Raw genomic sequence first — 25,479 nt, 5'->3', positions numbered from 1 at the left:
CTATAAATGAATACTTATATATAAATATAAAGAAATTATAAATAATAATGCACATAAAATATTAAATGAGTGAAAATACATACCCTTTAATGATTCGCCTAAAATTAAAAAGGCTAGGAACACTGATATATCAGTGTTCCTAGCACATATTAAAAGGTTAACCCACAGACCCTTCCATCTCATAAGAAATCAGTCTATTAAGTTCAACCGCATACTCCATCGGCAATTCCTTCGTAAACGGCTCCACAAATCCCATAACGATCATCTCAGTCGCCTCAACCTCAGTCAACCCACGACTCATCAAGTAATAAAGCTGCTCTTCCGAAATTTTCGAAACCTTCGCTTCATGCTCTAACGCCACTTGACTGTTATGAATCTCATTAAACGGAATCGTATCAGATTTCGATTTATCATCCATAATGATCGTATCACACTCAATATGCGAAATCGAGCCAGCACTGTCTTTACCAAACGTTACTTGACCACGGTAATTCACTTCACCGCCGTCTTTGGCAATTGATTTAGAAACGATCGAACTTGATGTGTTTGGTGCATTATGAATCATTTTCGCCCCTGTATCTTGGATTTGGTTTTCGCCAGCAAATGCAATTGAAAGCATTGTACCACGAGCACCTTTTCCATCAAGATAAACACTTGGGTATTTCATCGTTGTTTTAGCACCTAAGTTTCCATCGATCCACTCAACTGTTGCGCCTTCATAAGCTTTGGCACGTTTTGTTACCAAGTTATAAACGTTATCAGACCAGTTTTGGATGGTTGTATAACGTGTATAGGCATCTTTATGAGTAAAGATCTCAACAATCGCTGCATGTAAACTATTGCTTGTATACGTCGGTGCTGTACAGCCTTCTACGTAATGAACACTTGCGCCTTCATCTACAATAATCAGCGTACGTTCAAATTGTCCTGTGTTTTCCGCATTGATTCGGAAGTAGGTTTGTAATGGCACATCCACACGAACGCCTTTCGGCACATAGATAAACGTTCCACCAGACCAAACTGCTGAGTTTAGTGCTGCTAATTTGTTATCTGTTGGTGGGACTAATTTTGCGAAATATTTTTTGAATATATCAGGATATTCTTTCAACGCTGAATCGGTATCTGTAAAGATGATTCCTAATTTTTGGAATTCTTCTTTCATGTTGTGGTAGACAACTTCTGATTCATATTGCGCTGAAGCTCCAGCTAGATAGGCACGTTCTGCTTCTGGAATCCCGATTTTTTCAAAGGTTTCTTTGATTTTATCTGGTACATCATCCCAGTCACGAGCAGGTTTGTCGCTGGCTCTTTGGAAATATTTGATTTTTTCAAAATCGATATCAGATAAATCTGGTCCCCATTCTTGCATAGCCATTTTGTTGAATTGCTCCAATGATTTCAAACGGAACTCCAACATCCATTCTGGTTCTTCTTTTTTACGTGAAATTTCTCTAACAACTTCCTCTGTTAGTCCATTTCCCGTACTGAAAATCGGTTTCACATCATCATGAAAACCAAATTGATATTCTTCTAACTCAGGTACAGTACTCAAATTATCTCACGCTCACTTTCTTAGGTTGAGAATCAAGCGTTTAGGTTCGAGCTGTTGGACTAAAATAAGCACAATCCGCTTTTTGGATTTTGATTATTTTAGGAAACAGCCGAGAACCTGCTTGACTTCTCACTGATTAATTTAGGTTGAGAATCAAACGTTTAGTTTCGAGTTATTTGATTTCTCACTAATTTTCTATTCTTCGCAGTGTAATTGTCCTGCGGTTCCTTGTCCGTCATTTTCAACTGCTTGTTCTAACGCTTTCCAAGCAAGTGTTGCGCATTTGATTCGTGCTGGGAATTTTGCTACGCCGCTAAGCATCGCTGCGTCGCCAAGTTTTTCTTCTTCGGGCACTTCATTTCCTTGTACCAACTGAGAAAAATCTTCAGCCAACTGTTCTGCTTCGACTAATGTCTTCCCAATCACCGCATCTGTCATCATACTAGCACTCGCCGTACTAATCGAACACCCACTTCCGCTAAAGGCAATATCTTTAATAACATTGTCTACAATAGCCACTTGCAATTCGATTACATCGCCACAAGTTGGGTTATTCATTTCGATTTTCTTGCTTGATTCTGCCAATGTTCCATGATGATGAGGATGACTTGAATGATCCAAGATCACTTGACGGTATAAATTATCTAATCTAGATAGAGCCATGTTGGAAAAACTCCTTTGTCGCTAAAATTGCTTCGATCAATCGATCAGCATCTGCTTTGGTATTATAAAGATAGAAGCTTGCACGAGCTGTCGCTGGAATATTTAAATATTTTAGTAATGGCTGCGCGCAATGATGTCCTGCACGAACTGCCACTCCTTCCATATCCAAAGCCGTCGCTGTGTCATGCGGGTGTAAGCCATCTAAATTAAATGCCAAAACCCCTGTATGATGAGCTGGATCTTGCGGTCCATAAACCGTCAGACCTTCAATCGCCAATAGTTTTGGCAACACATAAGCTACTAATTCAGCTTCATGTTGATGAATTTTTTCTAAACCAATCTCTGTTAGAAAATCAATTGCCGCACCTAGAGCGATTGCTCCAGCAATATTTGGTGTTCCTGCCTCAAATTTCCAAGGCAGTTCTTTCCACGTGCTATCATACAAATTCACGAAATCGATCATTTCACCACCGTATTCCACGGGTTCCATTTGATCTAGTAATTCACGTTTTCCATATAAAACACCAATTCCAGTTGGACCACACATTTTATGCCCACTGAACGCATAAAAATCGGCATCGATTGCTTGCACATCCACTGGCATATGTGGTACAGCTTGAGCACCATCGACAACTAAGACAGCATCGTGACTATGAGCTAACTCTGCCAACTCTGCCACTGGATTGATCACGCCTAAAACATTGGATACATGCGCGATCGAAACAATCTTGGTTTTATCCGTGATTTGTTGTTTCGCACTTTCCATATCTAAAAAGCCATCTGCTGTGATCTCGATATATTTTAAGGTTGCGCCTTTGCGTTCCGCTAGTTGTTGCCAAGGAATAATATTAGAGTGATGTTCCATATAGGAAATCACGATTTCATCCCCTGCTTCAACCGCTAAATCGCCGTAGCTTTTTGCAACCCAGTTTAAACTCGTCGTTGTGCCTCGGGTAAAGAGCGTTTCTGCTGTTTCTTTGGCATTGATAAAGGCTCTAACTTTTTCACGAGCGGCTTCATAATCTTTCGTGGCACGTTCTGCCAACGTATGCACACCACGGTGGACATTAGCATTATCGTGTTCGTAATAATAAGTCAGTCTATCTAAAACTGCTTTAGGCTTTTGAGTTGTTGCTGCATTATCCAGATAAACAAGCGGCTCGTCATTTACTTCTTGAAACAAGATGGGAAACTGCTGCCGAATCTTATCTGCGTTTATCATGCATTCAACTTCCCTTCAATTACGTCTACAAATTCTTTTTGTACTTCTTTTACAGGAATCGCTGTGATGACTGAACCTAAGAATCCACGGATAACCAAACGTTCCGCATCATCTTTACGTAACCCACGACTCATTAAGTAGTACATTTCTTCTGGATCAACACGACCAACACTGGCTGCATGTCCTGCGGTTACTTCATTTTCATCAATCAATAAAATCGGGTTCGCATCACCACGGGCTTTATCAGAAAGCATTAAGACACGACTTTCTTGTTGGGCATCTGCCCCTTTAGCTCCTTTTAGGATATGACCGATTCCGTTAAATGTTAGAGTACCACGTTCACGAATAACCCCATGTTGTAAAATATGGCCCACTGAGTGAGAGGCTTTATTGGTTACACGAGTGTCAATTCCTTGTGTTTGTTTGCCAGCACTAATTGCCACAACTTTGACTTCTGAATGAGAGCCTTCGCCTACTAAGTCAGAATCAAAATCAGCAACCACGTCCCCATCATTCATTACACCTAAGGCCCAATCAACTGATGCATCACGCATGATATGTCCACGACGATTCATGTACGTTGAAACATTTTCGCCTAATTGATCGACAGCTGAATATTTCACTTTTGCACCAGCTTTTGCAATCACTTCAACCACGATATTCGCTGACACTTTAACTTTTTGATCGCCAATTGTTTGGAATCGTTCTAAATAGCTAAACTCACTATGTTCGTCCGCTACGATCAAGACATGTTTGAAGAACGATTCTTCACTCGCTGAATCTTGAATAAAGATTGCTTCGATCGGTTCTTCGATAACAACATTTTTCGGTACGTATAAGAACACACCACTATTCATAAAGGCTGTATGGAATGCTGTTAATTTATCTTCATCCATTTCAACTGCTTTATTCATATAATATTCTTTGACTAAATCGCCATGTTCTTGCAAGGCTGTAAACATATCAGTGAAAATCACCCCTTGATCGGCTAATTTCGCTGAAAGCTGTTCAAATGCTGTGATCGATCCTTGTTGCACGATCACGGGATTGTCTTTCATTGCGTCAAAGCTTGGGATGTTCATCGTTTCAGGTGCATACTCTTCAGTATTCACGTTAAACAAAGGCCAACGGTGAAATTTCACGCGTTCGATCTTTGGTAATTCTAAGTTTTCAGCTTTTTCTAAAGCCGCTACACGTAAGTCGGTCATCCAAGTAGGTTCTTCGTTACGGGCTGAAAAAGCGTTGATGTCGTCAAGATAATTCGCTGTTGTTATTTCCTTCATTTATCTTGTCCTCCTTATGCTTCTTCTTTGTATTCGATACCTAATTCTTGGCTGATGCCTGCATAGCCTTCTGCTTCCAAACGTTTCGCAAGTTCAGCACCGCCAGTTTTCACCACACGGCCTTCCATCATGATATGCACCACATCTGGTGTGATGTAGTTTAATAGGCGTTGATAGTGAGTAATGATCAAGGCACCAAAGTTTTCACCGCGCATTTCGTTTACGCCTTTTGAAACAACTTTTAAGGCATCGATATCTAAACCAGAATCGATTTCATCTAAGATTGCAAATGTTGGTTCTAACATCAATAATTGTAAGATTTCATTACGTTTCTTTTCTCCACCAGAGAAGCCTTCGTTTAAGTAACGTTCAGCCATTTCTTCCGGCATATTTAGTAGATCCATTTTTTTGTCTAATTTTTTGATGAATTCCATCACTGAAATTTTGTTATCTTCGTCACGTTTGGCATTGATTGCCGCACGCATGAATTCAGCATTCGTGATTCCTGGAATTTCACTTGGGTATTGCATTGCAAGGAATAAACCTAAACGGGCACGTTCGTCCACTTCAAGTTCTAAGACATTTTCGCCATCAAACAAGATTTCGCCTTCTGTGACTTCGTAATTAGGATTTCCCATGATGGCCGCAGATAAGGTTGATTTACCTGTTCCGTTTGGCCCCATGATTGCGTGGATTTCACCTGTTTTCATCGTCAGGTTAACCCCTTTTAAAATCTTTTTATCTTCGATTGATACGTGTAAATTTTTAATTTCTAAAACGGACATGTACAATTCCCTCCAACTTAAAATAATTATTTTATCGTTCTCATTCATTTTATCCTAATTGAGAATGATAAGCAATCTCTTTACTAGAATAATTCTTATTTAGTCTAGGTTTTCTTTGTGAAAAAATGGACTTAATTAGAATCTTTCTAAAATGGATTGCATTCTCTTTTTCTCTTTTTTGTATGTTTTACTCATCATATATCGTTAAATATCATCCTAAACATTTTGATTTCCTTCTATCTTTGTGAGATAATTTACAACGATTTTAGAAAAATTTTGACTAGAACAAAAAACATTTTGTCCCAGCCATTTAAAGAGAGGTATTTTATGTCGAAAAAAGGGATCATGATCGTCAATCTTGGCACGCCAGATAAACCAGAAACAAAAGAAGTTCGTGCGTATCTAAAACGTTTTTTAGGAGATAAACGGGTAATTGATACAAATCGTTTTATTTGGTTGCCTATTTTACACGGTATTATTTTACGAACTAGACCAAAGAAGTCTGCGGCGCTCTATCAAAAAATATGGGAAGAAGCTGGTTCTCCTTTATTGATTTATACGAAATCTCAAGCTGAACAATTGCAAGCACGTTTTCCTGATCAAGTCGTTCGTTATGCTATGTCTTATAGTAAGCCGCTAATTCCAGAAGTTCTACAAGAAATGCATACTCTAGGCGTGACCGATTTAACCGTTATTCCATTGTATCCACAGTATTCAACAACCACCACAGCACCGATTTTCGACGAAGTGGCGAAATTTTATTTAAATGCTGAAGCGATCCCCAGTTTGCATTTTATTCAATCATTTTATGATGAGCCATTATATATTGATGCTTTAGCAAATCAAATTAAGCAGGCGTTATCCGAAAAAAAAGTGGATAAGATTATCTTTTCTTATCATGGTATTCCAGTTTCGTATGTAAAAAAAGGAGATCCTTATTTGGAACACTGCCAACAAACGACCCAAGCGGTGATGGATCGAGTAGGGGATGTTCCTTTTATCAGTACATTTCAATCAAAATTTGGACCTGCAGAATGGCTGACTCCAGCCACAGACCAGACATTAAAAGAACTACCAAAAACAGGCGTCAAAAATATTTTGATCCTCACTCCAGGATTTGTTTCAGATTGTTTGGAAACCGTAGAAGAAATTGAAAAAGAGAACTGTGGCTATTTTATTGAAAATGGTGGTGACTATTTCCGTTACATCCATCCATTTAATGAAGATCCTGAATTAATTGATATTTTGGAAAAAATTGTTCAAAATCATTAAAAAAGAGTTGAGAAATAACTCAATGGTTATTTCTCAGCTCTTTAAATTTCCGTTAAATGATAATAAAAATATTTATTTTTCGACTGGTTTAACTGATCCATCCCATTTTTCAAGAATCCAGTCTTGTACGTCTTTGCTGTGTAATGCATCCACTAATTTTTTGATTTTGTCGCTATCTTTATCTTCTGAACGAACAGCTACAATGTTTACATATGGAGAATTGTCTTTTTCTAGTAAAAGTGAATCTTTCAAAGGATTCAAACCTGCACTGTACGCAAAGTTTGCATTGATTGCTACTAGATCTGCTTCGTCGTTATTATACGTTGTTGTCAATACTTCTGGATTGATATTATGGACAAACTTCAAGTTCTTAGGATTTTTATCAATATCTTCAAATGTTGCTGTTTCTAAATCAACACCATCTTTAACCGTTACTAAATCAGCATCTTGTAAAATTGTAATAATACGACCCCAGTCAGATTCTGAATTTGATGTAATGATCGTTGCACCATCTTTTAGGTCTTTGATATCTTTGATACGTTTTGAGTATAAGCCCATTGGCTCGATGTGAATACCACCAGCATTTGCGAAATCATACTTGTTTTCTTTAACTTGTAAATTAAAGTACGGAATATGTTGGAAGTAATTTGCGTCGATATCCCCTTCAGCTAAGTTCTTATTTGGTAAAATATAGTCATCGAATTGAACGATTTCCAAATCGATCCCTTCTTTTTTAAGAATTGGTTTTACCTGTTCTAAAATTTCTGCATGGGGCGAAGCAGACGCACCGACTTTTAAGACAGAAGATTCTTTGTCTGATCCTGCAGATTTACTGTCATCTGTTTTATCTTTTGCCCCACCACAAGCAACTAGTCCAAGCGTGACCACTGCCAATGCTGCTAAACCGAATAATTTCTTTTTCATATTTATTTCCTCCAATTGTTTTTCTATTTTGATTGTTTATCGTTTGTCAGATCGTTTTACTAATTGATCACCGACAAATTGAATAATAAACACAATAACCAAGATTAAAACTGTTGCAACTAATGTAACAGTATTATTGTTACGGCTAAACCCCTCTTGATACGCTAATCCACCAAGACCACCGCCACCAATGATTCCTGCCATTGCAGTAAATCCAATCATTGTAATTGTCGTAAGCGTCACACCCGATAGTAACGCTGGCATACTTTCAGGAATCAATACTTTAAAAATCTTTTGCATTTTAGAGGCCCCCATCGCATCTGCCGCTTCTAAAACACCACTGTCTACTTCACGGAACGCGATTTCAACAAGTCGTGCATAAAATGGTGCTGCTGATACGATCAACGACGGAATGGCTGCTGTTGCTCCAATCCCAGTTCCAACTAATTTTCTTGAGAAATCCATCAGTAAAATGATCAATACGATATAAGGAATCGAGCGGAAAATATTGCTGATAACCGATAAAATGCTATAACAAACTTTTGCATAAGGCGATTTATTACGGCTCAAGCTATAAAGTAATAGGCCTAACAAAAAGCCAATAATAATAACAAAAATCATCGCAACAACTGTCATAAATAACGTATCAATTGCCGCCTGCTTCATTGATTCTGGATTCACCCGACTAAAATCCAAGTACTTTTCAACAAATGTCTCATTCGCCATGGTGAATCACCTCCAAACCAACTTCTTTTTCTTTAAAGAATAGCAACGTTTTTTCTACTTCACTTGCTGTTCCCGTTACCATCACTGTTAATGTTCCAAATGCGCCTTCTTTGGCTTGTTGGACTTGTCCTTGTACAACATTGATGTCTACAGCAAATTTACGGATAGCTTGTGAAATAACTGGTTCATTCGCATTATCCCCACTAAATTGAAGGGTTGCTACTAATCCTGCTGGATTCTCTTTGATCAATTCTTGCAATAACTCTTCAGTATCTTCTTTCGGTTCCAATTCTTGTTGAACGAAACGTTTTGTAACCGCCTGTTTAGGATGTTTAAAGACTTCTAATACATCGCCTTCTTCAACGATTTGTCCCAACTCCATTACAGCAACTTTATTACAAATTTTGCGAATCACATGCATTTCATGGGTGATCAACACGATTGTTAAGTTCAATGTTTTATTGATTTCTAGTAGTAAATCCAACACTTCATCTGTTGTTTGCGGATCTAAAGCGCTCGTCGCTTCATCACAGAGTAAGATTTCAGGATTATTAGCTAATGCTCTAGCAATACCTACTCGTTGTTTTTGCCCACCTGATAATTGACTTGGGTAAGCATCTCCACGCCCTTCTAAACCAACTAAACTTAGCAGTTCCTGAGCGCGATTTTTTCTCACGTTTTTAGGAACATTCGCTAATTCTAAAGGCAACATGATATTTTCTAAAATCGTTCTAGACCATAATAAGTTGAAATGTTGAAAAATCATACCGATTTTTTTACGGAATTGGCGTAACTCACGATTTGCCATCTGTGCTACATTCTGCCCTTGAATAATGACTTCACCTTGTGTTGGCAATTCTAATCCATTCAACAAGCGGACTAAAGTACTTTTACCAGCACCTGAATACCCAACGATTCCATAAATATCACCTTGTTCGACTGTTAGTGAAACATCGTTAACAGCTGTTACGTGTCCACTTTTTCCGGAAAATTGTTTCTGTACGTGTTGCAATTCAATTAGAGGCATTTTTTCCCCTCCACTTTCTCTGGTTTTGCTTCTTTTTATTATACTACATGATTTGCTTTGCGTTGTGAAATAGCTGGTAGATTATTTTTTTATACTCCAGTTTGATCACTCTACTGCTTGGAATGTCATTCACTAATAAGGAAGCTTCTCTCACTTCGTTCGCTCAGTATTGTTCAACATCACTTTACTTTGTAAACGGGTGTTGAACATGCAAAAAGCTTCCGCCCCCTTGTCATTGATCTGACATAAGGACGAAAGCTTGTCTTTCGTGTTACCACCTTGATTTACCATTATTTCACAATAATAGCCTTATACAGTACTTGAACTCGCATACTGTTGTGCTGTAACGGGCACTCCCGTAATAAGTTCACTTCTGCTCACTCATTCCGCTCAAAGACCATCTTCCATCTCAATCATGTTGCCCATTTTCAGCGAACAAGGCTCTCTTCTAACACTTTTGACATGTACTCTTCTTTTCAAAGCTTTTACTTTTATTGATGAAATTATAGCAATATCTATATAGCTTGTCAATTATTATTATGCTTGATTTAATTCTGCTTCGTCAACATCTGTTAAAACAGCAATCCAAGCGTTTTTTTGATCGGGATCGTCTAGTACACTCGTATCTTGTTCAACCGCTTCATTAATTGCGACAATCAACCCGCTGATTGGTGTACTAAATTCACTTACAGCTTTTTCAGCTTCCAATTCGATCAAGGAATCACCTTTTTTAACTGTTTGCCCAACTTTAGGCATTGTTGCAAATGTGATGGTTCCCAAATCTTCTTGAGTTTCATTTGTTAGGCCGATTTTATAGCCTTCGTTTGTTTTTAAAACCCATAAATTATCGATTATTTTCAATTCTTCAGCCATTATTGAATAGCTCCTTCATAATCAGATTCTTTAAATCCATTTGCTAAAAATTGGTCCCCTTTGACAAAAATAGGGCGTTTGATCAACATACCATCCGTTGCTAATAATTCACTTGCTTCTTTTATAGAAAAGTCATTGACTTTATCTTTCAAGCCTTGTTCTCTATAACGTATACCGCTTGTATTAAAGAAACGGCGGACTGGCAAATCACTTTGTTCCATCCAACTTGCTAGTTGTTTTGCTGTTGGTGGATTTTCAATCATATCAATCGTTTCGTATTTCACTTGATGCTCATCTAACCAAACCTTTGCTTTCTTACAAGTCGAACATTTTGGATACCAGAAAAATGTGTACATTTTAACGCCTTCTTTCAATTAATAGTCTTCAATCGTTGCTTCTTTTTGATATTTCATCGACATGATCAAGCCTACGCCTAACATATTGCCTAAAATAGAGGAACCACCTTGACTGATAAACGGTAATGGAATCCCTGTTAACGGTAGAAGGCCAATATTCGCTCCAATATTTTCGAATACGTGGAAAAGAATCATCATAATGATCCCTGTTGCGATATACGCATAAAATTCATTGTTCGTCTCGAAACATACACGAATCATACGGTAAATCAAAATAAAGTATAGCAAAATAATAAAACATCCGCCAATAAAGCCAAAATTCTCACCGACAACAGTGAAAATCATATCTGATTCTCTAACTGGTACATACACATCACTGACATTAAATCCTTTTCCAAGCAATCCGCCAGAACCGATAGCAGTGATCGCTAAAGCTGGTTGGAATGACCGGTCTGGATCATGATGGAATGGGTTCATCCATAAATCGATCCGATCAAACTGATACGGCTTGAAGCCAACTGAATAAAGAAATTCCCGTCCAGTATCGGTTGTTACTAAATAAATTGTTCCAGCTCCCAATACAATGGCCGCTAAAAATGCGGGTAGAATGATTTTCCAAGAAATCCCTGACATCAAGAATACTCCGCCAAAAATTGCTAAGAAAACCAACATTGTTCCAAAGTCATCTTGTAGTAAAATCAAAATAATAACAGGCATTGTAACTAATAACATCTTACCAATCAGCCAAAAATCGGATTTTATCGTTCGATTCACATTCTTCACATTATGCATGGTCACAACGTATGCCAGCATCAAAATGAACGCGACTTTCATCAATTCTGAAGGCTGAAAAGTTGTTCCACCTATGCTGATCCAGTTTTTAGAACCTGTTTGTGATTCTAAAAATGGGTCATAGAATTTTAAAAGCAAGCCCATCATGATCAACCCAATTACATAAAACACAGGCGTCAATCGCCAGAGGAGCTTCGAACTGAAATGCATGACGATCACAATACTGACCCCGCCGACTAAATACCATAAGCCTTGTTTCATCAACATATTGCCTATTTCTGGTCGATTTGGATCATTACTTAATGCTACATAAAGTGACAGTATCCCGATGATCGAAAGAAGAAACACAGGTAAGATCACACCATAATCAATTCTATTATCTAAGTTACGCATTAGTTTATTTTTATTCATTCGTCATCCCTTTTCCTTAAATCATACGCTTTTTATTATAACTTTCTACAAGAAGAAAAGAAAGTATAGTCTTGATGATTTTGGAAAAACTTTAAAGTACAACCCTAATTGTTAAATTTGGCTACTCATTTTAGCGTCTTTTCATCAAACTTTGTGGCGCTCATTTAATTTTGCATTGCTTTGTTACTTTAAAAGAATATATAATACACGTTGAAGGAGATGAATATGGTTGAAGAAGATGTATTTGTTAGTAATTAGTTTATTTCTTTTATCACTTGGGGGATGTGGGAAAGAAAACAATGTCGAAAAAGAGTCGCAAGTCTCAACAGAGCCCTGGGTCACACTCGATACGGATACGATTGAATCTGATGAAAATGGACAATTTCAGATTACAGGAAAAGCCAAGCATAGTAGTTTTTCTGCTAATGTCCTCCAAACTAAAAACGGCATCAGTACTCAAGGAACACGAGGTATTCTCAAAATCGATAAAGACGGGACATTTATTTGGAGAAATATTTTTATAGATGGGAAAGAACCTACTACTGACGTTTCTTTTTCATCTTACAAAGAAAAAGAAAAGATTCAATATCAAGTGAATGTTGATTACAGTAAATTCGTGGCCAAAAAGGAAGAAGATCAGTTAGTAGAAGAAGAAATCAACAATGCAATGCCCGCACTTTTAGAAGAAATCGTTGCTTCATCTGAAAATATGATTATCAAAATCGAGAAAAAATATCATAGTTACCGAAGCTTACGCGTAATAGTGCCCTTAGATGTAAAGTATGAACGTAATAGTGTGAAGAAAAAATATATGGATACGATCGGTTTTCTAATTCAAGACAAAACAGCCAGTACGTTGTACCCAAACAAAGAACAGATTCCTTATATCACATTTCAATATGAAAAAACGAATGAATTTTTAGGTGCTACTGATTTAATCAACCGAAGAAAATTTCTTCTTTACGATGAAGCTGACTATTAAATGTGTTCTGATAAGGAAATTCTCTTTTCCACCAAGTCTTAATGATAACAACAGGCTAGGCAAAACTAAAATCGTTTTGCCTAGCCTGTTAGTATTGAATTATTTTACAACATCTAATACTTTTTCGTACGCTTCTATTTGAGCATATAGCCGTTGGATTTGCAATTCATTTTCAATATAATTGATAGAGTTTCCAAGATTTTCTTGACGTTTATCTTCTAAGCGTTCAACTTCTTTTTTTGCTTCATTGGCTAATCTATTGATTTTATCAATTTTTTCTGACATGGTGCATTCCTCCTATATACTTCGTTATAAGTCTAGTTTAGGCTTTTTTTTATAACTTTACAAAGATTGTGTTTTGAGACTTGAGTTATGAGGAGAATCCATGTTTACTTTCTTTTTTGTTGCTCCATATGGGCCAACAACCAAATTGCAACAACAATACTAATTAATACATAGCCTAGCAATACGACAGATTGTAAATAGCTCTTTGTTTCACCTGTTCGCGGCAATAATTCCGCTGATTGCTTACTGCCTTCACTAGGCTCACTCTTAGCAGGAATATTAGTGTGATTTTTCTCATAAATATACGTAACCACTTGTGTTGCATCAGTAAATGTACCTGTCATATCTCCATGGACTTTTTTAAATGTATACCCAACGATCGTTTTTAACTCTGTTGTAAATTTTTCACCAAATAACCCTAATTTTGTGACATCCTCTGATAGTTTATTTCCAGCACTGTCTTCATAATGTACGATTACGTTTGACATCTTGATTGGCATTTTTGTATAGACATAGGTTACTGTTTGCGAGGTGCTCGTAAATAGACCTGTACTATCTCCTTGTACTTCTTTGAAGCTATACCCCTCGATTTCTTTTTGTTCTGTATGATACCGTTCACCAATTGTTCCTGTTTTTATAACGTCATCTGCTAACTTATTCCCTAAATCATCTTGATATTTTGCTGTTACATTTGCCATTTGAACTTTGGAATAAACGTACGTTACAGTCTGAGGTTGATCTGTAAAGAATCCTGTAGCGTTCCCTAAGACTTCTTTAAAAATGTAGCCATCCATTTCTTTTTGTTCTGTGGCATATGCCTCCCCTATCATTCCTGTTTTTACTACGTCATCAGCTAGTTTATTGCCATTGTCATCTTGGTATTTTACCGTTATATCTGATGCTTGGACTGGATTTTTGCTATAAACATAGTTTACGAATTGTTTTGTGTCGGTGATCGTTCCAACAGTATTGAGTGGTATTTTTTCTTGATTTAACGTATATCCTGGAATGGTCAACTGATACTCCTCAGTTGTAGCATCATAGCTATCGCCTATGTTCCCTTTGATTAATAGAGGATCATGGATTTCTAAGCCATTATCATCTTCATAAGAAACCTCAACATCTTCACCTAATACAGGACTATTTGTAAATTTTACTCCTCTTCTAAAACGCCAATCATAATAAGTTCCATATCCGCCAGAATCATATCCTCCACTAAAAGGTACAATCTCTTTATCCAGCCCATTATTTTGTATAATGAAATCAGCTCTTGGTGCCATAGTAAATGAAATAAGCAAATCAGCTTCTCTATTATTTTCATTATCTGCATGAACAATATTTTGGGTCAGTTCCATCTTGTAGCCAATTAAATCATTTAGCTCTGGAGGCGTTTCAGTAAAATTTATTCCATCTGTCGTATACGTTATTTGGGCACTTCCTTTAGTGACGGTTGGATACGATGTAAACTGAAACCACGAATTCCCTATATTATCTTGATTGAAAAATTTTGCTAAATATTTTGTCATTGTTCCATTATTAACTGTTAATTCTTGTCGAAAATAGACTACTTTATTTTGATTCAACTCAATCTCGGTGGGTTCTGAAAATATATTATGAAACTTACTTCCAACAGTAACATAATCCGTTCCGTCATCGGAAGTTGTTATCCCCGAACTAGAAACATTCCCTTGCGCAAATGCCTCCGAAGAATAAATCATCAAAAAAACCAAAAATAGAAACCCTGCATAACACAAAATTTTTTTCATCCGTAACCTCTCACTTTTAATTATTTTACCAATGAAATACTAACACAGGATTTCTAGCGCTTATGCTTTTTTATTTTGGTAAGATGAAAGAATAAAACACATTTAAGCGGTCTGATTGATTTTGCGCAGTAATTAGATTTTTACCAGTCATTTAGCTACTAAACTGATTGCAAGACAAAAATAAAATAGGCACACCGAGTCGGTATGCCTATTTTTGATAAATGCCAGCTGTAGGAATCGAACCTACGACCTACGCGTTACGAGTGACTTGAAGAGTTTTCAAAACTTATAAACCTTATCAAATTAATAAAGTTTTTATTTATTTTATTAATTTTGTAAGCTTTTACAGCTACTTTAGGCATTTTTTAGGCATTTCTTATTTAAGATAAATAACTTACATCTTCATCTAGTTTCCATCTTTCCTCAAACTCTTTTGTCCTTTCAAAAATAATTTGAGGATCTATTCGTTGCTGAATAGGTCTAATTTTCCAGCTTTCTGTTTCTCCTTCTGGATTCTCCCACCCAATTATGGCATCGCCAAAAACATCTAAATAATATAATACACCATTCGTTGTAACATAATTCAAATTATTTTTTTTTGCATAGTAAGCTCTTGCAATTGCAAAAAATAGCAAATCTAACTTTTGTTCATCAGATATAGTTTTTTGAGAATATTTAAATTCCATATCTATTTTCTCATCATTAATAGAAAATGATTGTTCACTTTGAATATCGTTGTTCATAAACTGAAAATCAGTAAGAAGACAATCCACCCCTGCATATTCATAAATCGGAATATGTTGTCTTTCACATTGCTTTTCTATGTCACCAGTATGAAAAGCGAGAATCTCTACATTTTCATCATGTATTGTCCCTCCCAAACATAATACAATATAATCTAGAACTTTTTTATCAATTGATTCCAACAAATCAACAACATCTCGAAATAGTGGCATAAAACCTGATACATTCTTTTTTGTTCTCTTTTTATTACTAAGATATAAATTGGTGAACTCTGTATGAACTTCAATCAAAAAAACTAAATTTGTTTTTTCCTCATCAATTTTACTGAGATTTTTTTTATAAGCGTCTACATTTTTCAAATGTTTGTTTAATGAATATTTAAAAGACTCCAGAAATGTATGATAATTAGCTTGCTTTACACGTAAAACCTGGTTTGAAATTGTTTTCATCATATCCTCAATGGCTTTTTCAGAAATGGTGTCCTCTTCTTTTACCACGCTATGCCATCTATCATACACTCCCCCAATTTCTTTCCGAAAGACAATTCCAGTTGATGCAATATTACCGTCTTTTTTCTTTACAGATAAGTGATCCACGCGAAAATGTTCTATTCCGATAATCATGTCTTTTTGTTTTTTTGATTTAGCTGGAAGTAACCTCACAAAATCTGGTCGCTCATTATCCTCTCTATAGATATCCTCGCCGTCTAACATTTTAACTATCTGTTTTGTTTTTCCTCGCAGCTTTTTTCCAGAATTTATAACTCTTTGAAGACATTCCAATTCATCTTCTTTTTTCAATTGTGATATAGTCATTTTTTTATCCCTCTTTATTTTAAATTTGTTTTCTTACTTAAATAGTCCGATAGCTGCTGCTTCCATTTTTTTCTCTTATCATTGCACCTTTTCAATATATTTTGTCACAAAAAAAAGCCTAAAAATTAGGCTCATGCTTATTTAGTCCTTAAATCAACTTGTACTTGAAAAATGTCAATACAATGTTATACCCAATTAGTCTCTTTACAATCGATTCCATTTTGGAAGCATTGAAATTTAACACGCATATAAAATTTGCAGACTTAGATTTATTACGAGTCGCTTTCATCTAGTAGCATTTCTATAAATGCCATTAAACCAGTATCCATTATATTTCGTTTATTCCTATTATTGATTTTTAAACTACATTTTAGACAATAATTTGTCTTAACATTGAACCTATTTTTTAATCAAACAACAAGACAAGCTAGACATTTTATTACTAAAAACATTCTTGCACTTCTTACCATTTTTCATTCATATCAAGTCTATAACTTTCTCTCTCCATATAATTTCGCATATAATGGATTGCTTTGTCCAATAAAAAAATATACTTATCTATTGCTTCAATGTTATCTACATTAATTGACAAATAATTTATATCGGCAATTATTCTATTTAAAAAAGGCATTTCTACTCTTGATAAATAAAAAGACATTTTATTCATAGATCTCACAGTTGCATCTTTTTCATCAGAGATAACTTTATCTGTTTCAAATTTAAGACTAAGCATTTTAGCCTTTTCTCTATTTGCCATACGCAATGCATGATCTAAATAATCTATAGAGTTCATTTCTCCCGACTTTCGTATCCATCTTTCTTTTGGCTTTACTTCATTGACAATAAAAATATCATTATTATTCGTTTTATCTTTATTACTGGTTTTAGCAATTTCTTCCTTTGTTTTACTCAATCCAACTTTATAAACAAAACTATTAGTGTTATGAATAATTAAATCAACATCGGCTACTTCAATCGCTTCTTTTTTCAGCTCAACTCTTGCACCAATAGTTTTACCATTTACTTTAAAAATCCAGTCCTCTTTTACGTCGTCCGAAACAAAAATTAGCGTTTCATACTTACCTTCTTTAGCATGTTCTAAAATGCTATTCCAAATCAGCAAGTCCGCATATTTCGTTTCATAAGAAAAGTTTCCATATTTTCTTATCTTTCCATCTTTATCTTTATCGTCTTTATACCCTGGAGGACAAAGAAGCTCGTACCTAATTTTTCCTTCTTTTTGAATTTCATCTATCCAGTCTTGAGAAGGTGACTTTCCAATTTTATTTTCTAGGATATCCGCAAGAATGTCGCTTTGATCCTCTACTTCACCTATAAGGTCAAACTCTTTATTTAATATAGGAGCAATTGTATTTTTCAAAAAAGGATCAAAAATTTTAGCAATTTCTTCTTTAATATTTTGACGAACATCATTTTCATCAGTACTTTTTATATTTTGTCCAACATCATCCAAAGCGGTATTCAAAGATTCCAAAAATTGGTTTGATACTTGATTTTGCTCATTTTCAAATTTCTCTTTTTGGTTCCTCATCGTATGTACTATACTCTGTCGATGAAGATTATATTCTAACGCAACTAGATACGGTACCCAGAGATTGTTTGCAATTTTTTCTATAGAAGAAATAAGTAACTTCCTACTTTCTATAGAATATCTAAAAATATTTAATAATACATTTGTATCTAGGACAACTAATGTTTTAGAATCTAGATTTTCAAAATCAATTGACGGCTTAAAATAAAACTCTCTAAATAACTCTTTCATTCAATCTATCCCTCCAAATTACAACTTAACGATACATTTATTATAAAATTGAAAAAACTTTCACAAAATATGAACGAGTATGAATGTTTTATCCTAGTTTTATCTTTTCAAAAAATCCATCTATTCAATTAGTATTTTCTCCAATTTAACAATTTAATTATATACTTTGTTTAAGATTAATTAAAGCCTTTTCTTGATTTTCTTTTTTCTGACTGTATATATATCATAATTATTCGTTAATACTAATACCCAACCTCTTTTTTCGTTGTACATCTATCTCTCTTTGACTATGTTGTTTATCACGTTCAATCCTTTTAGACATACTGATTTCATTTTTCAAATCTAAAATCAAGTCATAAGATAGCAACCCTACACTTATAACAAGCTTAAAATACTATCATAGTATGACAGCTCATTTTTTTTAATCCAAAAAGAACATATGTTCCCGTTTTAAGGAGTGAATATTTTGGCAATAAAAAAAGACGGTAATCATTATAAAATTGATGTCTCTTTAGGAATTGATCCAATAACAAAAAAACAACGTAGAATTAGAATTTCAGGCAAAAAAGTTAGAGGCAAAGTATCTAAGATTACATCATGAGAACAAGCTTGATACTCCTTCAAATCTATCGCTAACAGATATTTATGAAGTATATGAAGAAAGATACACTAAAAATCTTAAGCCCTCTTACATCAAAAGTCAGGAACGAATTTTCAAGATATATGTTGAGCCCTATTTCAAAGATACGGTAATCTCAAAGATTAAATTCACGCAGATAAGAGATTTTCAAAATCACTTATTGAACCTAAAGGGAGAAAAAAAAGAGAAGCTTTCTCACAACACAATCAACATGATACTTTTACACGTAAATAAATTGTTTCAGATAGCTATTAAAGAAGGATTCACAAATGACAATCCTTGTCAAAGAATCGAAAAGTTAAAAATACAAAAAAAAGAGATGAATTTTTGGACAGTAGAGGAGTTTAAAATCTTCTTGTCAGGAATTGATAAAGAGGATAAGCCATATTTATCTTTATTTTATCAGGTAGCTTTTCTTACAGGTATGCGAGCGGGCGAAATGATCGCATTAACATGGAATGATATTGATTTCGCCAGATCAGAAATTAGAGTAAATAAAAGCGCAACTCAGATTAAAGGCGAATATGTTACTACAGAGCCAAAAACAAAAAACAGCAATAGATATATAAACATTAACAAAAATCTTCTAACCGCACTAAATGAATGGAAGAATCAACAACAGCAATACCTTATTGATCATTTTCAAAATTTCGATAGTGAAAAACTGCTTGTATTTCAATATAGCGAAAAAAACCCGTCTAGCGGCTTCTTTAGTAAACAGATCAAAAAAGTTATTTCTCAAAACGAGCTAGACATAAAACCTATTAGACTTCATGACTTTAGACACTCTCATGTTGCTTTATTGATTCACAACAATGAAGAGCCTACAAAGATAAAGCAACGACTAGGACATGCTTCTATAACGACTACTATAGACACTTATGGTCATTTATACCCTAATGCTCAAAAATCAATGAGTGATAAACTTGACGATATAATATAACATGCTCTTTTCAACTAACTTTTAGTAAGTAGACAACTTTAGGCAATTTTATTCTCAAGTTTTTTCTGGACAAACAAAAGAACCCTTGTATATCAAGGGTTCAAGGTATGCCAGCTATAGGGATCGAACCTACGACCTACGCGTTACGAGTGCGTTGCTCTACCGACTGAGCTAAGCTGGCAATATAAACAAAATTATAAAACTAAACCTACCTTTTGTAAAGGATGAAACGTTGATTTTTTAGAGCAAAATTAGTTTTCTGAAATTTTTCTTCATTTATGGTATAATGAAAAGAGTTAAGAAGGGAAGTTTTTTAGAATGTCTAATTTCGGTAACTTTAATCGTCCTGTTGAGCCTTCTGCTGAAGGGGATTTATTCACTGTTGATACTCAGGTCACTTTCTTGATGCATGGTCAGCCACAAACTGGGATTATTACCAAGCAATTAAATAACTCTGCAGTTGTGGAAATTGATGAAAACTCTGACAATACTGATCTAATGGTCAAAAGTAATGGTGTCATTGTCATCAATTATAAAAAATTAAAAAAAATATAGATTCTTCCATCCATTATTATTGGATGGATTTTTTTTTTATAAAAATAGCTGATCGAAACGTTCTCGTTTCGATCAGCTATTTTACACTTAATTACTTAGTACCGAATAAACGGTCGCCAGCATCTCCTAAACCAGGAACGATGTAGCCATTTTCATCTAATTTTTCATCCAATGCTGCTGTATAGATATCAATATCTGGATGTGCTTCTTGTAACGCCTTCACACCTTCTGGCGCTGCTACTAGACAAACAAATTTAATGTTGCTGCCGCCGCGTGCTTTTAAGGCATCGATCGCCATGATTGCAGATCCGCCTGTAGCAAGCATTGGATCTACTACGAATAATTGACGTGCGTCAATATCTTCTGGCATTTTTACGAAATATTCAACTGGTTCTAATGTATCGTGATCACGGTATAAACCGATATGTCCAACTTTTGCTGCTGGAATCAATTCCAAAATACCATCTACCATTCCAATACCTGCACGTAAAATTGGCACGATTGCAACCTTTTTACCAGATAATGTTTTTTGTGTTGATTCACAAATTGGTGTTTCGATAACAACGTCTTCTAAAGGCATATCTCTTGAAACTTCATATGCCATAAGCATCGCAATCTCATTCACGACTTCACGAAAAACCTTTGTTCCACAATCCTTATCTCTAATGATTGTTAATTTGTGTTGGATCAGTGGATGATCAATAACTTGGAATTTTCCCATGCTCATTCTCCTTCAATAATTTATTCCTTCCTATTGTAAAACAAAATCGAGCGATTGACTAGTCAATCACTCGAATCTTTTACTTATAAAGTGGATATTTTTTTGTAAGCTCGCTAACAGATGCCCGAACTTCAGAAAGAGTTGCTTCATTTTCGTGGTCATTTAAGACTTTTACGATTAATTTCGCAACTTCCACACAATCGTCTTCTTTAAATCCTCTTGTTGTGATGGCTGGCGTTCCGATTCGAATACCGCTAGTTTTAAACGGGCTAAGTTGTTCAAACGGAATTGAATTTTTATTCGCTGTGATATTCACACTATCCAAAATCGCTTCTGCTTCTTTCCCATTCAAACCAAATCCACTAACGTCGATCAATAGTAAATGGTTATCCGTCGAGCCACTCACTAGGCGAGCTTCAGGTGTTTGATTGAACACTTTTGTCATCGCTCTGGCGTTCTCGATAACTTGTTCACTGTATTCTTTAAAGGAAATATCCAATGCTTCTTTAAAAGCAACTGCTTTACCAGCAATGACATGCTCTAATGGTCCACCCTGAATACCAGGGAAAATATTGCTATTGATTTTTTTTGCTAAGTCTTCATCATTGGTTAAAATAAGGCCACCACGTGGTCCGCGTAATGTTTTATGTGTTGTTGAAGTTGTGATATCAGCATATGGTACTGGATTAGGATGCAACCCAGCCGCAACAAGACCTGCGATATGCGCCATATCCACCATCAATTTTGCACCAACTTCATCTGCTATCTCACGGAATTTTTCAAAGTCGATCGTACGAGAATAGGCACTTGCCCCAGCTACGATCAATTTTGGTTGATGTTCCCGAGCCAAAATACGTACGACATTGTAATCGATCACTTCAGTGGTCGGATCCACACCATAACTTACGAAGTTATATGTTTTACCACTAAAATTTACAGGTGAACCGTGGGTCAAATGTCCTCCCGCAGACAAATCCATCCCTAAAACAGTATCTCCTGGTTCGATCAATGAAAGATAAGCAGCAGTATTTGCTTGTGAACCTGAATGAGGTTGAACATTCGCAAATTTCGCACCAAATAATTCTTTAGCACGATTAATTGCTAGATCTTCAACGATATCAATAAACTCACACCCGCCATAATACCGTTTGCCTGGATACCCTTCTGCATATTTATTTGTAAGAATACTTCCTTGTGCTGCCATAACACCTTTTGAAACAACATTCTCTGATGCAATCAGCTCCAAATTGTTTTCTTGACGTTCATTCTCTTTTGCAATTGCTTCCCATAAATCAGGATCAAATGTTTTATAATCCATTAAACAAGCCTCCATTTCATTTGTTTGTACCGATTGTATCATAATTAAATGCTCACTACTCAAAAATCGAATCAATTTTTAAAATATTTTGATTTGCTGCTTTTTTTAGACGATTCATATAAGCGATCCCTAACTTTGCTTCTGGGAAAGCTTGGGCAAAAATAACATCGATATTCTGTTCATCCAAACTTCTAAGACCTGCAAATAGGAACTTGGTCCCTTGTTCCACTGAATCTTCCCCAAAAGAAAAAGTGGCTGTTACATCCGTTGAAAATGCTGATGTGAGACGTTCACTTGCAAATAACCCAATGCGTTGATTTTTACTTTTGGCCCAATGAATCGCTTTGTCAAATACGTCTTTATCGCCGTCTACGATCCAGACTGGAACATCAGGAGAATAATGCTTATATTTCATCCCTGGCGCCTTAGGGGCTTCTTTTTCGCTAATTAAATGCTGATCCACCGTCACTTTACCTACAACGTGTTCCAACTGTTCTTTCGTAATAGCACCTGGTCTTAATATGACAGGAACCTCATTCTCTGTGGTCAAATCTAAAACGGTTGATTCTACTCCAATTTGAGTTGGTCCGTCATCTAAAATACCAGCAATTTTACCATGTAAATCATGATAGACATGCTCTGCTGTAGTTGGGCTAGGTTTTCCAGAAGTATTCGCACTTGGGCCAACTAAAGGAACGTTTGCTTTTTTTATCAATTCGATTGTTTTCAGATTATTAGGCATCCGAAACGCAACCGTATTTAAACCACCTGTAACCGTAGTAGAAAATGTATTAGGTTTCACGTCAAAAATCAAGGTCAACGGTCCAGGCCAAAAAGCATCCACAAGGGCCTTTGTATGTTTAGGAAAATCAGAGACATAGTGTGTGACCATTTCAAAATCACTGACGTGGACAATCAAAGGATTATCGCTAGGTCGTCCTTTTACAGTGTATACTTGCTTTACTGCTTGCTCATCTAAGGCGTTTGCGCCAAGCCCATATACTGTTTCAGTGGGGAAGGCAATCAGTTCCCCTTGACGGATCAACTCTGCCGCTTTGGTTACTTCATACGCTTTAAATAGTTTTGTTTCCAATTTTCTATCCCTCCTCTTTTTTAGATGAAACGATTACCATACGATCATTTCCTGATAAGTCTTGGGCAACTTGTACTTGTTTTTTTGGAAATACTTGCTGAAACAGGTGTTTAACAGCTTCACCTTGCTGAAAACCGATCTCTAAGTAAATTTTACCATCTGGGTTTAGTGTCTGTTTTGCTTCTTGAGCTAATTGCTGATAAATCGCTAACCCATCATTGTCTGCAAATAGCGCTGATTTTGGTTCGAATGTCCGAACACTTTCATCCATCAGCGCCCATTCAGCCTCACCGATATAAGGAGGATTTGAAATCAAGATATCGATTTTTTTATCCTGTATCGGTTTTAATCCATCCCCATGGATAAACTCAACTTCAGCCTCTAATTGTTGTGCATTTTGCTTCGCGACTTTCAAGGCTTCTTCAGAAATATCAATCGCTGTCACTTGCCAGTTTGGACGAGCTAATTTCAAACTAAGGGCAATCGCACCCGTCCCAGTTCCAACATCAACAACCGTCAGTTGTTGATTGGGATTTTCTTTTAAACAACGGTCTACTAATTCTTCTGTTTCGGGTCTAGGAATCAAAGTATGTTCATTAACCAAAAAACGCTGTTCATAAAAATCACTGTACCCTAACAAGTACTGCGGTGGATAGTTATCGGCCAGTCGTTTTAAATCTTCATTGATTTGCTGTTCGTCTGTTAACGGCATTTCTTCTTTTAAATGGAGCAGCCAATCCGTCTTCGTCCATCCTTTTCTTTCTAAAAAAACAAAGAGGATACTATATCCTTCTTTCCCCTGTTTTTCTAAAAAAGAAGAAGCCCGTTCAAGGACTTCAAAATAACGGTTACCCATTTTGCATCTCTTCTAATTTTGATGTTTGATCGTATAACACTAAAGCATCAACGATTTCATCTAATTTCCCAGCTAAAATTTGATCAAGTTTTTGGATTGTTAACCCAATACGGTGATCTGTCACACGATTTTGTGGGAAGTTATAGGTGCGGATTCGTTCGGAACGATCTCCTGTACCAACAGCAGATTTACGATTTGCATCGTACTCGCTTTGTGCTTCTTGTTGCATTTGGTCATAAACTCTCGCACGTAAAATTTTCATCGCTTTTTCACGGTTTTTGATTTGTGAACGTTCATCTTGCATCGCAACAGCAATCCCTGTCGGAATATGTGTTAAACGAACCGCAGATGCTGTTTTATTGACGTGCTGACCACCGGCGCCACTTGCATGGTAAATATCGGTACGGATATCTTTATCTGCAAGATCTAATTCAACTTCTTCTGCTTCTGGTAATACAACGACTGTTGCAGTAGAGGTGTGAATACGACCTTGAGATTCTGTTGAAGGAACACGTTGCACGCGGTGCGCGCCGCTTTCGTATTTTAATTTAGAAAAAACGTTGTCTCCTGAAATCATCATGATCACTTCTTTATAGCCACCAATTCCAGTGATGCTAGCTTCCATGACATCTGTCTTCCAGCCTTGAGATTCAGCATATTTTTGGTACATACCAAATAGGTCTCCTGCAAATAACGCCGCTTCGTCCCCGCCTGCTGCACCACGAATCTCCATAATGATGTTTTTATCATCATTTGGATCTGTTGGTAATAGTAAAATTTTGATTCGTTCTTCTAAAACGTCTTTTTCTTTTTTTAATTCTGATAGTTCTTCTTTCGCCATTTCAGCCATTTCAGCATCTAATTTTTCGCCTAATAATTCTTCGGTATCACTGATTCCTTCTACTACTTGTTTATAGCGGCGATAAACATCTACTGTTTCGCGAGTATTGGCTTCCTCTTTAGATAATTGCATAAAACGTTTCGTATCACTAATGACTTCTGGATCACTTAATAATTCGCCCAGTTCTTCATAGCGATCTTCGATTGATTGTAACTGATCGTACATAGTTAGTTGCTCCTTTTTAGTTAAAT

25 protein-coding genes, 1 tRNA gene, 1 pseudogene and 1 other annotated feature are annotated in these 25,479 nt (G+C 36.0%); of the genes and pseudogenes, 6 read left to right on the top strand and 21 right to left on the bottom strand.

All coding sequences use genetic code 11. The annotated features are described in order from the left end of the window. Positions 1–157 precede the first annotated feature (157 nt). The 5 genes from sufB to sufC all read right to left on the bottom strand — a co-directional run bounded on the left by sufB (position 158) and on the right by sufC (position 5,505). Positions 158–1,552: a Fe-S cluster assembly protein SufB gene (gene sufB / locus I586_RS09135; protein WP_010765427.1), complete on the bottom strand. Its 1,395-nt coding sequence runs from the start codon at positions 1,550–1,552 to the stop codon at positions 158–160. A 195-nt stretch (positions 1,553–1,747) separates the two neighbouring features. Further along, positions 1,748–2,215 carry a Fe-S cluster assembly sulfur transfer protein SufU gene (sufU, locus tag I586_RS09130; protein ID WP_010765428.1) on the bottom strand — a complete coding sequence of 156 codons (468 nt, stop codon included), beginning with the start codon at positions 2,213–2,215 and terminating at the stop codon, positions 1,748–1,750. Beyond that, on the bottom strand, positions 2,202–3,437 hold the full coding sequence (locus tag I586_RS09125) for a cysteine desulfurase (protein WP_010765429.1): 1,236 nt from the start codon (positions 3,435–3,437) through the stop codon (positions 2,202–2,204). The genes sufU and I586_RS09125 overlap by 14 nt, the downstream gene beginning before the upstream one ends. Continuing rightward, on the bottom strand, positions 3,434–4,720 hold the full coding sequence (gene sufD, locus I586_RS09120; protein ID WP_010765430.1) for a Fe-S cluster assembly protein SufD: 1,287 nt from the start codon (positions 4,718–4,720) through the stop codon (positions 3,434–3,436). The genes I586_RS09125 and sufD overlap by 4 nt, the downstream gene beginning before the upstream one ends. A 14-nt stretch (positions 4,721–4,734) precedes the next feature. Beyond that, the gene (sufC, locus tag I586_RS09115; RefSeq protein ID WP_010765431.1) at positions 4,735–5,505 is read right to left on the bottom strand and encodes a Fe-S cluster assembly ATPase SufC; all 771 of its coding nucleotides are present in this window, start codon (positions 5,503–5,505) and stop codon (positions 4,735–4,737) included. Positions 5,506–5,832: 327 nt separating this feature from the next. Between sufC and hemH the strand changes: the two genes are divergently transcribed. Beyond that, positions 5,833–6,777, top strand: coding sequence for a ferrochelatase (hemH, locus tag I586_RS09110; protein WP_010765432.1), 945 nt, complete (start codon positions 5,833–5,835; stop codon positions 6,775–6,777). A 72-nt stretch (positions 6,778–6,849) separates the two neighbouring features. On the opposite strand, the gene I586_RS09105 is transcribed toward hemH, so the two are convergent. The 6 genes from I586_RS09105 to I586_RS09080 all read right to left on the bottom strand — a co-directional run bounded on the left by I586_RS09105 (position 6,850) and on the right by I586_RS09080 (position 11,886). Further along, on the bottom strand, positions 6,850–7,701 hold the full coding sequence (locus I586_RS09105; RefSeq protein WP_010765433.1) for a MetQ/NlpA family ABC transporter substrate-binding protein: 852 nt from the start codon (positions 7,699–7,701) through the stop codon (positions 6,850–6,852). Between the two features lie 36 nt (positions 7,702–7,737). Further along, positions 7,738–8,427: a methionine ABC transporter permease gene (locus I586_RS09100; protein WP_010765434.1), complete on the bottom strand. Its 690-nt coding sequence runs from the start codon at positions 8,425–8,427 to the stop codon at positions 7,738–7,740. Next, positions 8,417–9,454 carry a methionine ABC transporter ATP-binding protein gene (locus I586_RS09095; RefSeq protein WP_010765435.1) on the bottom strand — a complete coding sequence of 346 codons (1,038 nt, stop codon included), beginning with the start codon at positions 9,452–9,454 and terminating at the stop codon, positions 8,417–8,419. Before I586_RS09095 ends, I586_RS09100 begins: the two co-directional genes overlap by 11 nt. A 244-nt stretch (positions 9,455–9,698) precedes the next feature. Beyond that, positions 9,699–9,943 (bottom strand) — a binding site (T-box leader). A gap of 48 nt (positions 9,944–9,991) precedes the next feature. Further along, positions 9,992–10,327: a glycine cleavage system H family protein gene (locus tag I586_RS09090; protein WP_010765436.1), complete on the bottom strand. Its 336-nt coding sequence runs from the start codon at positions 10,325–10,327 to the stop codon at positions 9,992–9,994. Beyond that, positions 10,327–10,683: an arsenate reductase family protein gene (locus I586_RS09085; protein WP_010765437.1), complete on the bottom strand. Its 357-nt coding sequence runs from the start codon at positions 10,681–10,683 to the stop codon at positions 10,327–10,329. The genes I586_RS09090 and I586_RS09085 overlap by 1 nt, the downstream gene beginning before the upstream one ends. 18 nt (positions 10,684–10,701) lie before the next feature. Beyond that, entirely contained in the window at positions 10,702–11,886 is a 1,185-nt protein-coding gene (locus tag I586_RS09080) for an FtsW/RodA/SpoVE family cell cycle protein (RefSeq protein ID WP_010765438.1), read from the bottom strand. 238 nt (positions 11,887–12,124) lie between these two features. Here I586_RS09080 and I586_RS09075 point away from each other — a divergent pair, with 238 nt between their 5' ends. Next, a complete protein-coding gene (locus tag I586_RS09075) occupies positions 12,125–12,868 on the top strand; it encodes a hypothetical protein (RefSeq protein ID WP_244147879.1) in 744 nt (247 codons plus the stop codon). A 99-nt stretch (positions 12,869–12,967) separates the two neighbouring features. On the opposite strand, the gene I586_RS09070 is transcribed toward I586_RS09075, so the two are convergent. From I586_RS09070 to I586_RS09055, 4 genes are all read right to left on the bottom strand, one after another. Next, entirely contained in the window at positions 12,968–13,153 is a 186-nt protein-coding gene (locus tag I586_RS09070) for a hypothetical protein (RefSeq protein WP_010765440.1), read from the bottom strand. 104 nt (positions 13,154–13,257) lie between these two features. After that, entirely contained in the window at positions 13,258–14,919 is a 1,662-nt protein-coding gene (locus I586_RS16950; RefSeq protein WP_010765441.1) for a MucBP domain-containing protein, read from the bottom strand. 380 nt (positions 14,920–15,299) lie between these two features. Beyond that, positions 15,300–16,478, bottom strand: coding sequence for a hypothetical protein (locus I586_RS09060; RefSeq protein WP_010765442.1), 1,179 nt, complete (start codon positions 16,476–16,478; stop codon positions 15,300–15,302). 463 nt (positions 16,479–16,941) lie between these two features. Beyond that, a complete protein-coding gene (locus I586_RS09055; protein ID WP_010765443.1) occupies positions 16,942–18,261 on the bottom strand; it encodes a PIN-like domain-containing protein in 1,320 nt (439 codons plus the stop codon). A 466-nt stretch (positions 18,262–18,727) separates the two neighbouring features. Here I586_RS09055 and I586_RS17540 point away from each other — a divergent pair, with 466 nt between their 5' ends. The 3 genes and pseudogenes from I586_RS17540 (at position 18,728) to I586_RS17450 (ending at position 19,844) form a co-directional block, all read left to right on the top strand. Then, positions 18,728–18,862, top strand: a complete 135-nt coding sequence (locus I586_RS17540; RefSeq protein WP_279615035.1) for a hypothetical protein — start codon at positions 18,728–18,730, stop codon at positions 18,860–18,862. Positions 18,863–18,902: 40 nt separating this feature from the next. After that, positions 18,903–19,130 (top strand): annotated as a pseudogene (locus I586_RS17455) (tyrosine-type recombinase/integrase); the annotation flags it as partial. Between the two features lie 126 nt (positions 19,131–19,256). Further along, on the top strand, positions 19,257–19,844 hold the full coding sequence (locus I586_RS17450) for a site-specific integrase (RefSeq protein ID WP_244147872.1): 588 nt from the start codon (positions 19,257–19,259) through the stop codon (positions 19,842–19,844). Positions 19,845–19,952: 108 nt separating this feature from the next. On the opposite strand, the gene I586_RS09045 is transcribed toward I586_RS17450, so the two are convergent. Further along, positions 19,953–20,025: transfer RNA gene (locus tag I586_RS09045), tRNA-Thr, on the bottom strand. Positions 20,026–20,162: 137 nt separating this feature from the next. Here I586_RS09045 and I586_RS09040 point away from each other — a divergent pair. Further along, positions 20,163–20,399, top strand: a complete 237-nt coding sequence (locus tag I586_RS09040) for a hypothetical protein (protein ID WP_010765445.1) — start codon at positions 20,163–20,165, stop codon at positions 20,397–20,399. Between the two features lie 91 nt (positions 20,400–20,490). Here the strand turns inward: I586_RS09040 and upp are convergent, their stop codons facing one another. The 5 genes from upp to prfA all read right to left on the bottom strand — a co-directional run bounded on the left by upp (position 20,491) and on the right by prfA (position 25,453). Continuing rightward, positions 20,491–21,120 carry a uracil phosphoribosyltransferase gene (gene upp / locus I586_RS09035; RefSeq protein ID WP_010765446.1) on the bottom strand — a complete coding sequence of 210 codons (630 nt, stop codon included), beginning with the start codon at positions 21,118–21,120 and terminating at the stop codon, positions 20,491–20,493. 79 nt (positions 21,121–21,199) lie between these two features. After that, a complete protein-coding gene (gene glyA / locus I586_RS09030) occupies positions 21,200–22,438 on the bottom strand; it encodes a serine hydroxymethyltransferase (protein WP_010765447.1) in 1,239 nt (412 codons plus the stop codon). A 55-nt stretch (positions 22,439–22,493) separates the two neighbouring features. Then, the gene (locus tag I586_RS09025) at positions 22,494–23,531 is read right to left on the bottom strand and encodes an L-threonylcarbamoyladenylate synthase (RefSeq protein ID WP_010765448.1); all 1,038 of its coding nucleotides are present in this window, start codon (positions 23,529–23,531) and stop codon (positions 22,494–22,496) included. 4 nt (positions 23,532–23,535) lie between these two features. After that, positions 23,536–24,387 (bottom strand): peptide chain release factor N(5)-glutamine methyltransferase, encoded by an 852-nt coding sequence (gene prmC, locus I586_RS09020; protein WP_010765449.1) that lies wholly within the window; start codon positions 24,385–24,387, stop codon positions 23,536–23,538. Then, positions 24,380–25,453 carry a peptide chain release factor 1 gene (gene prfA / locus I586_RS09015; RefSeq protein ID WP_010765450.1) on the bottom strand — a complete coding sequence of 358 codons (1,074 nt, stop codon included), beginning with the start codon at positions 25,451–25,453 and terminating at the stop codon, positions 24,380–24,382. The genes prmC and prfA overlap by 8 nt, the downstream gene beginning before the upstream one ends. Positions 25,454–25,479 lie beyond the last annotated feature (26 nt).

This window comes from Enterococcus moraviensis ATCC BAA-383, assembly GCF_000407445.1.
GTDB classification, from domain to species: Bacteria; Bacillota; Bacilli; order Lactobacillales; family Enterococcaceae; genus Enterococcus_L; species Enterococcus_L moraviensis.
Note: the sequence above shows the minus strand (reverse complement) of the source record. Positions and strands in the feature narration are given on the sequence as shown.

Excerpts from the sequence above, each read along its gene's own strand:
- I586_RS09080 (WP_010765438.1), bottom strand. The coding sequence starts at position 11,886 with ATGAATAAAAATAAACTAATGCGTAACTTAGATAATAGAATTGATTAT.
- I586_RS09075 (WP_244147879.1), top strand. The coding sequence starts at position 12,125 with ATGTATTTGTTAGTAATTAGTTTATTTCTTTTATCACTTGGGGGATGT.
- I586_RS09100 (WP_010765434.1), bottom strand. The coding sequence starts at position 8,427 with ATGGCGAATGAGACATTTGTTGAAAAGTACTTGGATTTTAGTCGGGTG.
- I586_RS09125 (WP_010765429.1), bottom strand. The coding sequence starts at position 3,437 with ATGATAAACGCAGATAAGATTCGGCAGCAGTTTCCCATCTTGTTTCAA.
- upp (WP_010765446.1), bottom strand. The coding sequence starts at position 21,120 with ATGGGAAAATTCCAAGTTATTGATCATCCACTGATCCAACACAAATTA.
- sufU (WP_010765428.1), bottom strand. The coding sequence starts at position 2,215 with ATGGCTCTATCTAGATTAGATAATTTATACCGTCAAGTGATCTTGGAT.
- I586_RS09055 (WP_010765443.1), bottom strand. The coding sequence starts at position 18,261 with ATGAAAGAGTTATTTAGAGAGTTTTATTTTAAGCCGTCAATTGATTTT.
- hemH (WP_010765432.1), top strand. The coding sequence starts at position 5,833 with ATGTCGAAAAAAGGGATCATGATCGTCAATCTTGGCACGCCAGATAAA.
- I586_RS16950 (WP_010765441.1), bottom strand. The coding sequence starts at position 14,919 with ATGAAAAAAATTTTGTGTTATGCAGGGTTTCTATTTTTGGTTTTTTTG.
- I586_RS09040 (WP_010765445.1), top strand. The coding sequence starts at position 20,163 with ATGTCTAATTTCGGTAACTTTAATCGTCCTGTTGAGCCTTCTGCTGAA.
- I586_RS09090 (WP_010765436.1), bottom strand. The coding sequence starts at position 10,327 with ATGGCTGAAGAATTGAAAATAATCGATAATTTATGGGTTTTAAAAACA.
- I586_RS09085 (WP_010765437.1), bottom strand. The coding sequence starts at position 10,683 with ATGTACACATTTTTCTGGTATCCAAAATGTTCGACTTGTAAGAAAGCA.
- I586_RS09070 (WP_010765440.1), bottom strand. The coding sequence starts at position 13,153 with ATGTCAGAAAAAATTGATAAAATCAATAGATTAGCCAATGAAGCAAAA.
- prmC (WP_010765449.1), bottom strand. The coding sequence starts at position 24,387 with ATGGGTAACCGTTATTTTGAAGTCCTTGAACGGGCTTCTTCTTTTTTA.
- I586_RS09105 (WP_010765433.1), bottom strand. The coding sequence starts at position 7,701 with ATGAAAAAGAAATTATTCGGTTTAGCAGCATTGGCAGTGGTCACGCTT.
- prfA (WP_010765450.1), bottom strand. The coding sequence starts at position 25,453 with ATGTACGATCAGTTACAATCAATCGAAGATCGCTATGAAGAACTGGGC.
- sufD (WP_010765430.1), bottom strand. The coding sequence starts at position 4,720 with ATGAAGGAAATAACAACAGCGAATTATCTTGACGACATCAACGCTTTT.
- I586_RS09060 (WP_010765442.1), bottom strand. The coding sequence starts at position 16,478 with ATGACTATATCACAATTGAAAAAAGAAGATGAATTGGAATGTCTTCAA.
- sufC (WP_010765431.1), bottom strand. The coding sequence starts at position 5,505 with ATGTCCGTTTTAGAAATTAAAAATTTACACGTATCAATCGAAGATAAA.
- glyA (WP_010765447.1), bottom strand. The coding sequence starts at position 22,438 with ATGGATTATAAAACATTTGATCCTGATTTATGGGAAGCAATTGCAAAA.
- I586_RS09095 (WP_010765435.1), bottom strand. The coding sequence starts at position 9,454 with ATGCCTCTAATTGAATTGCAACACGTACAGAAACAATTTTCCGGAAAA.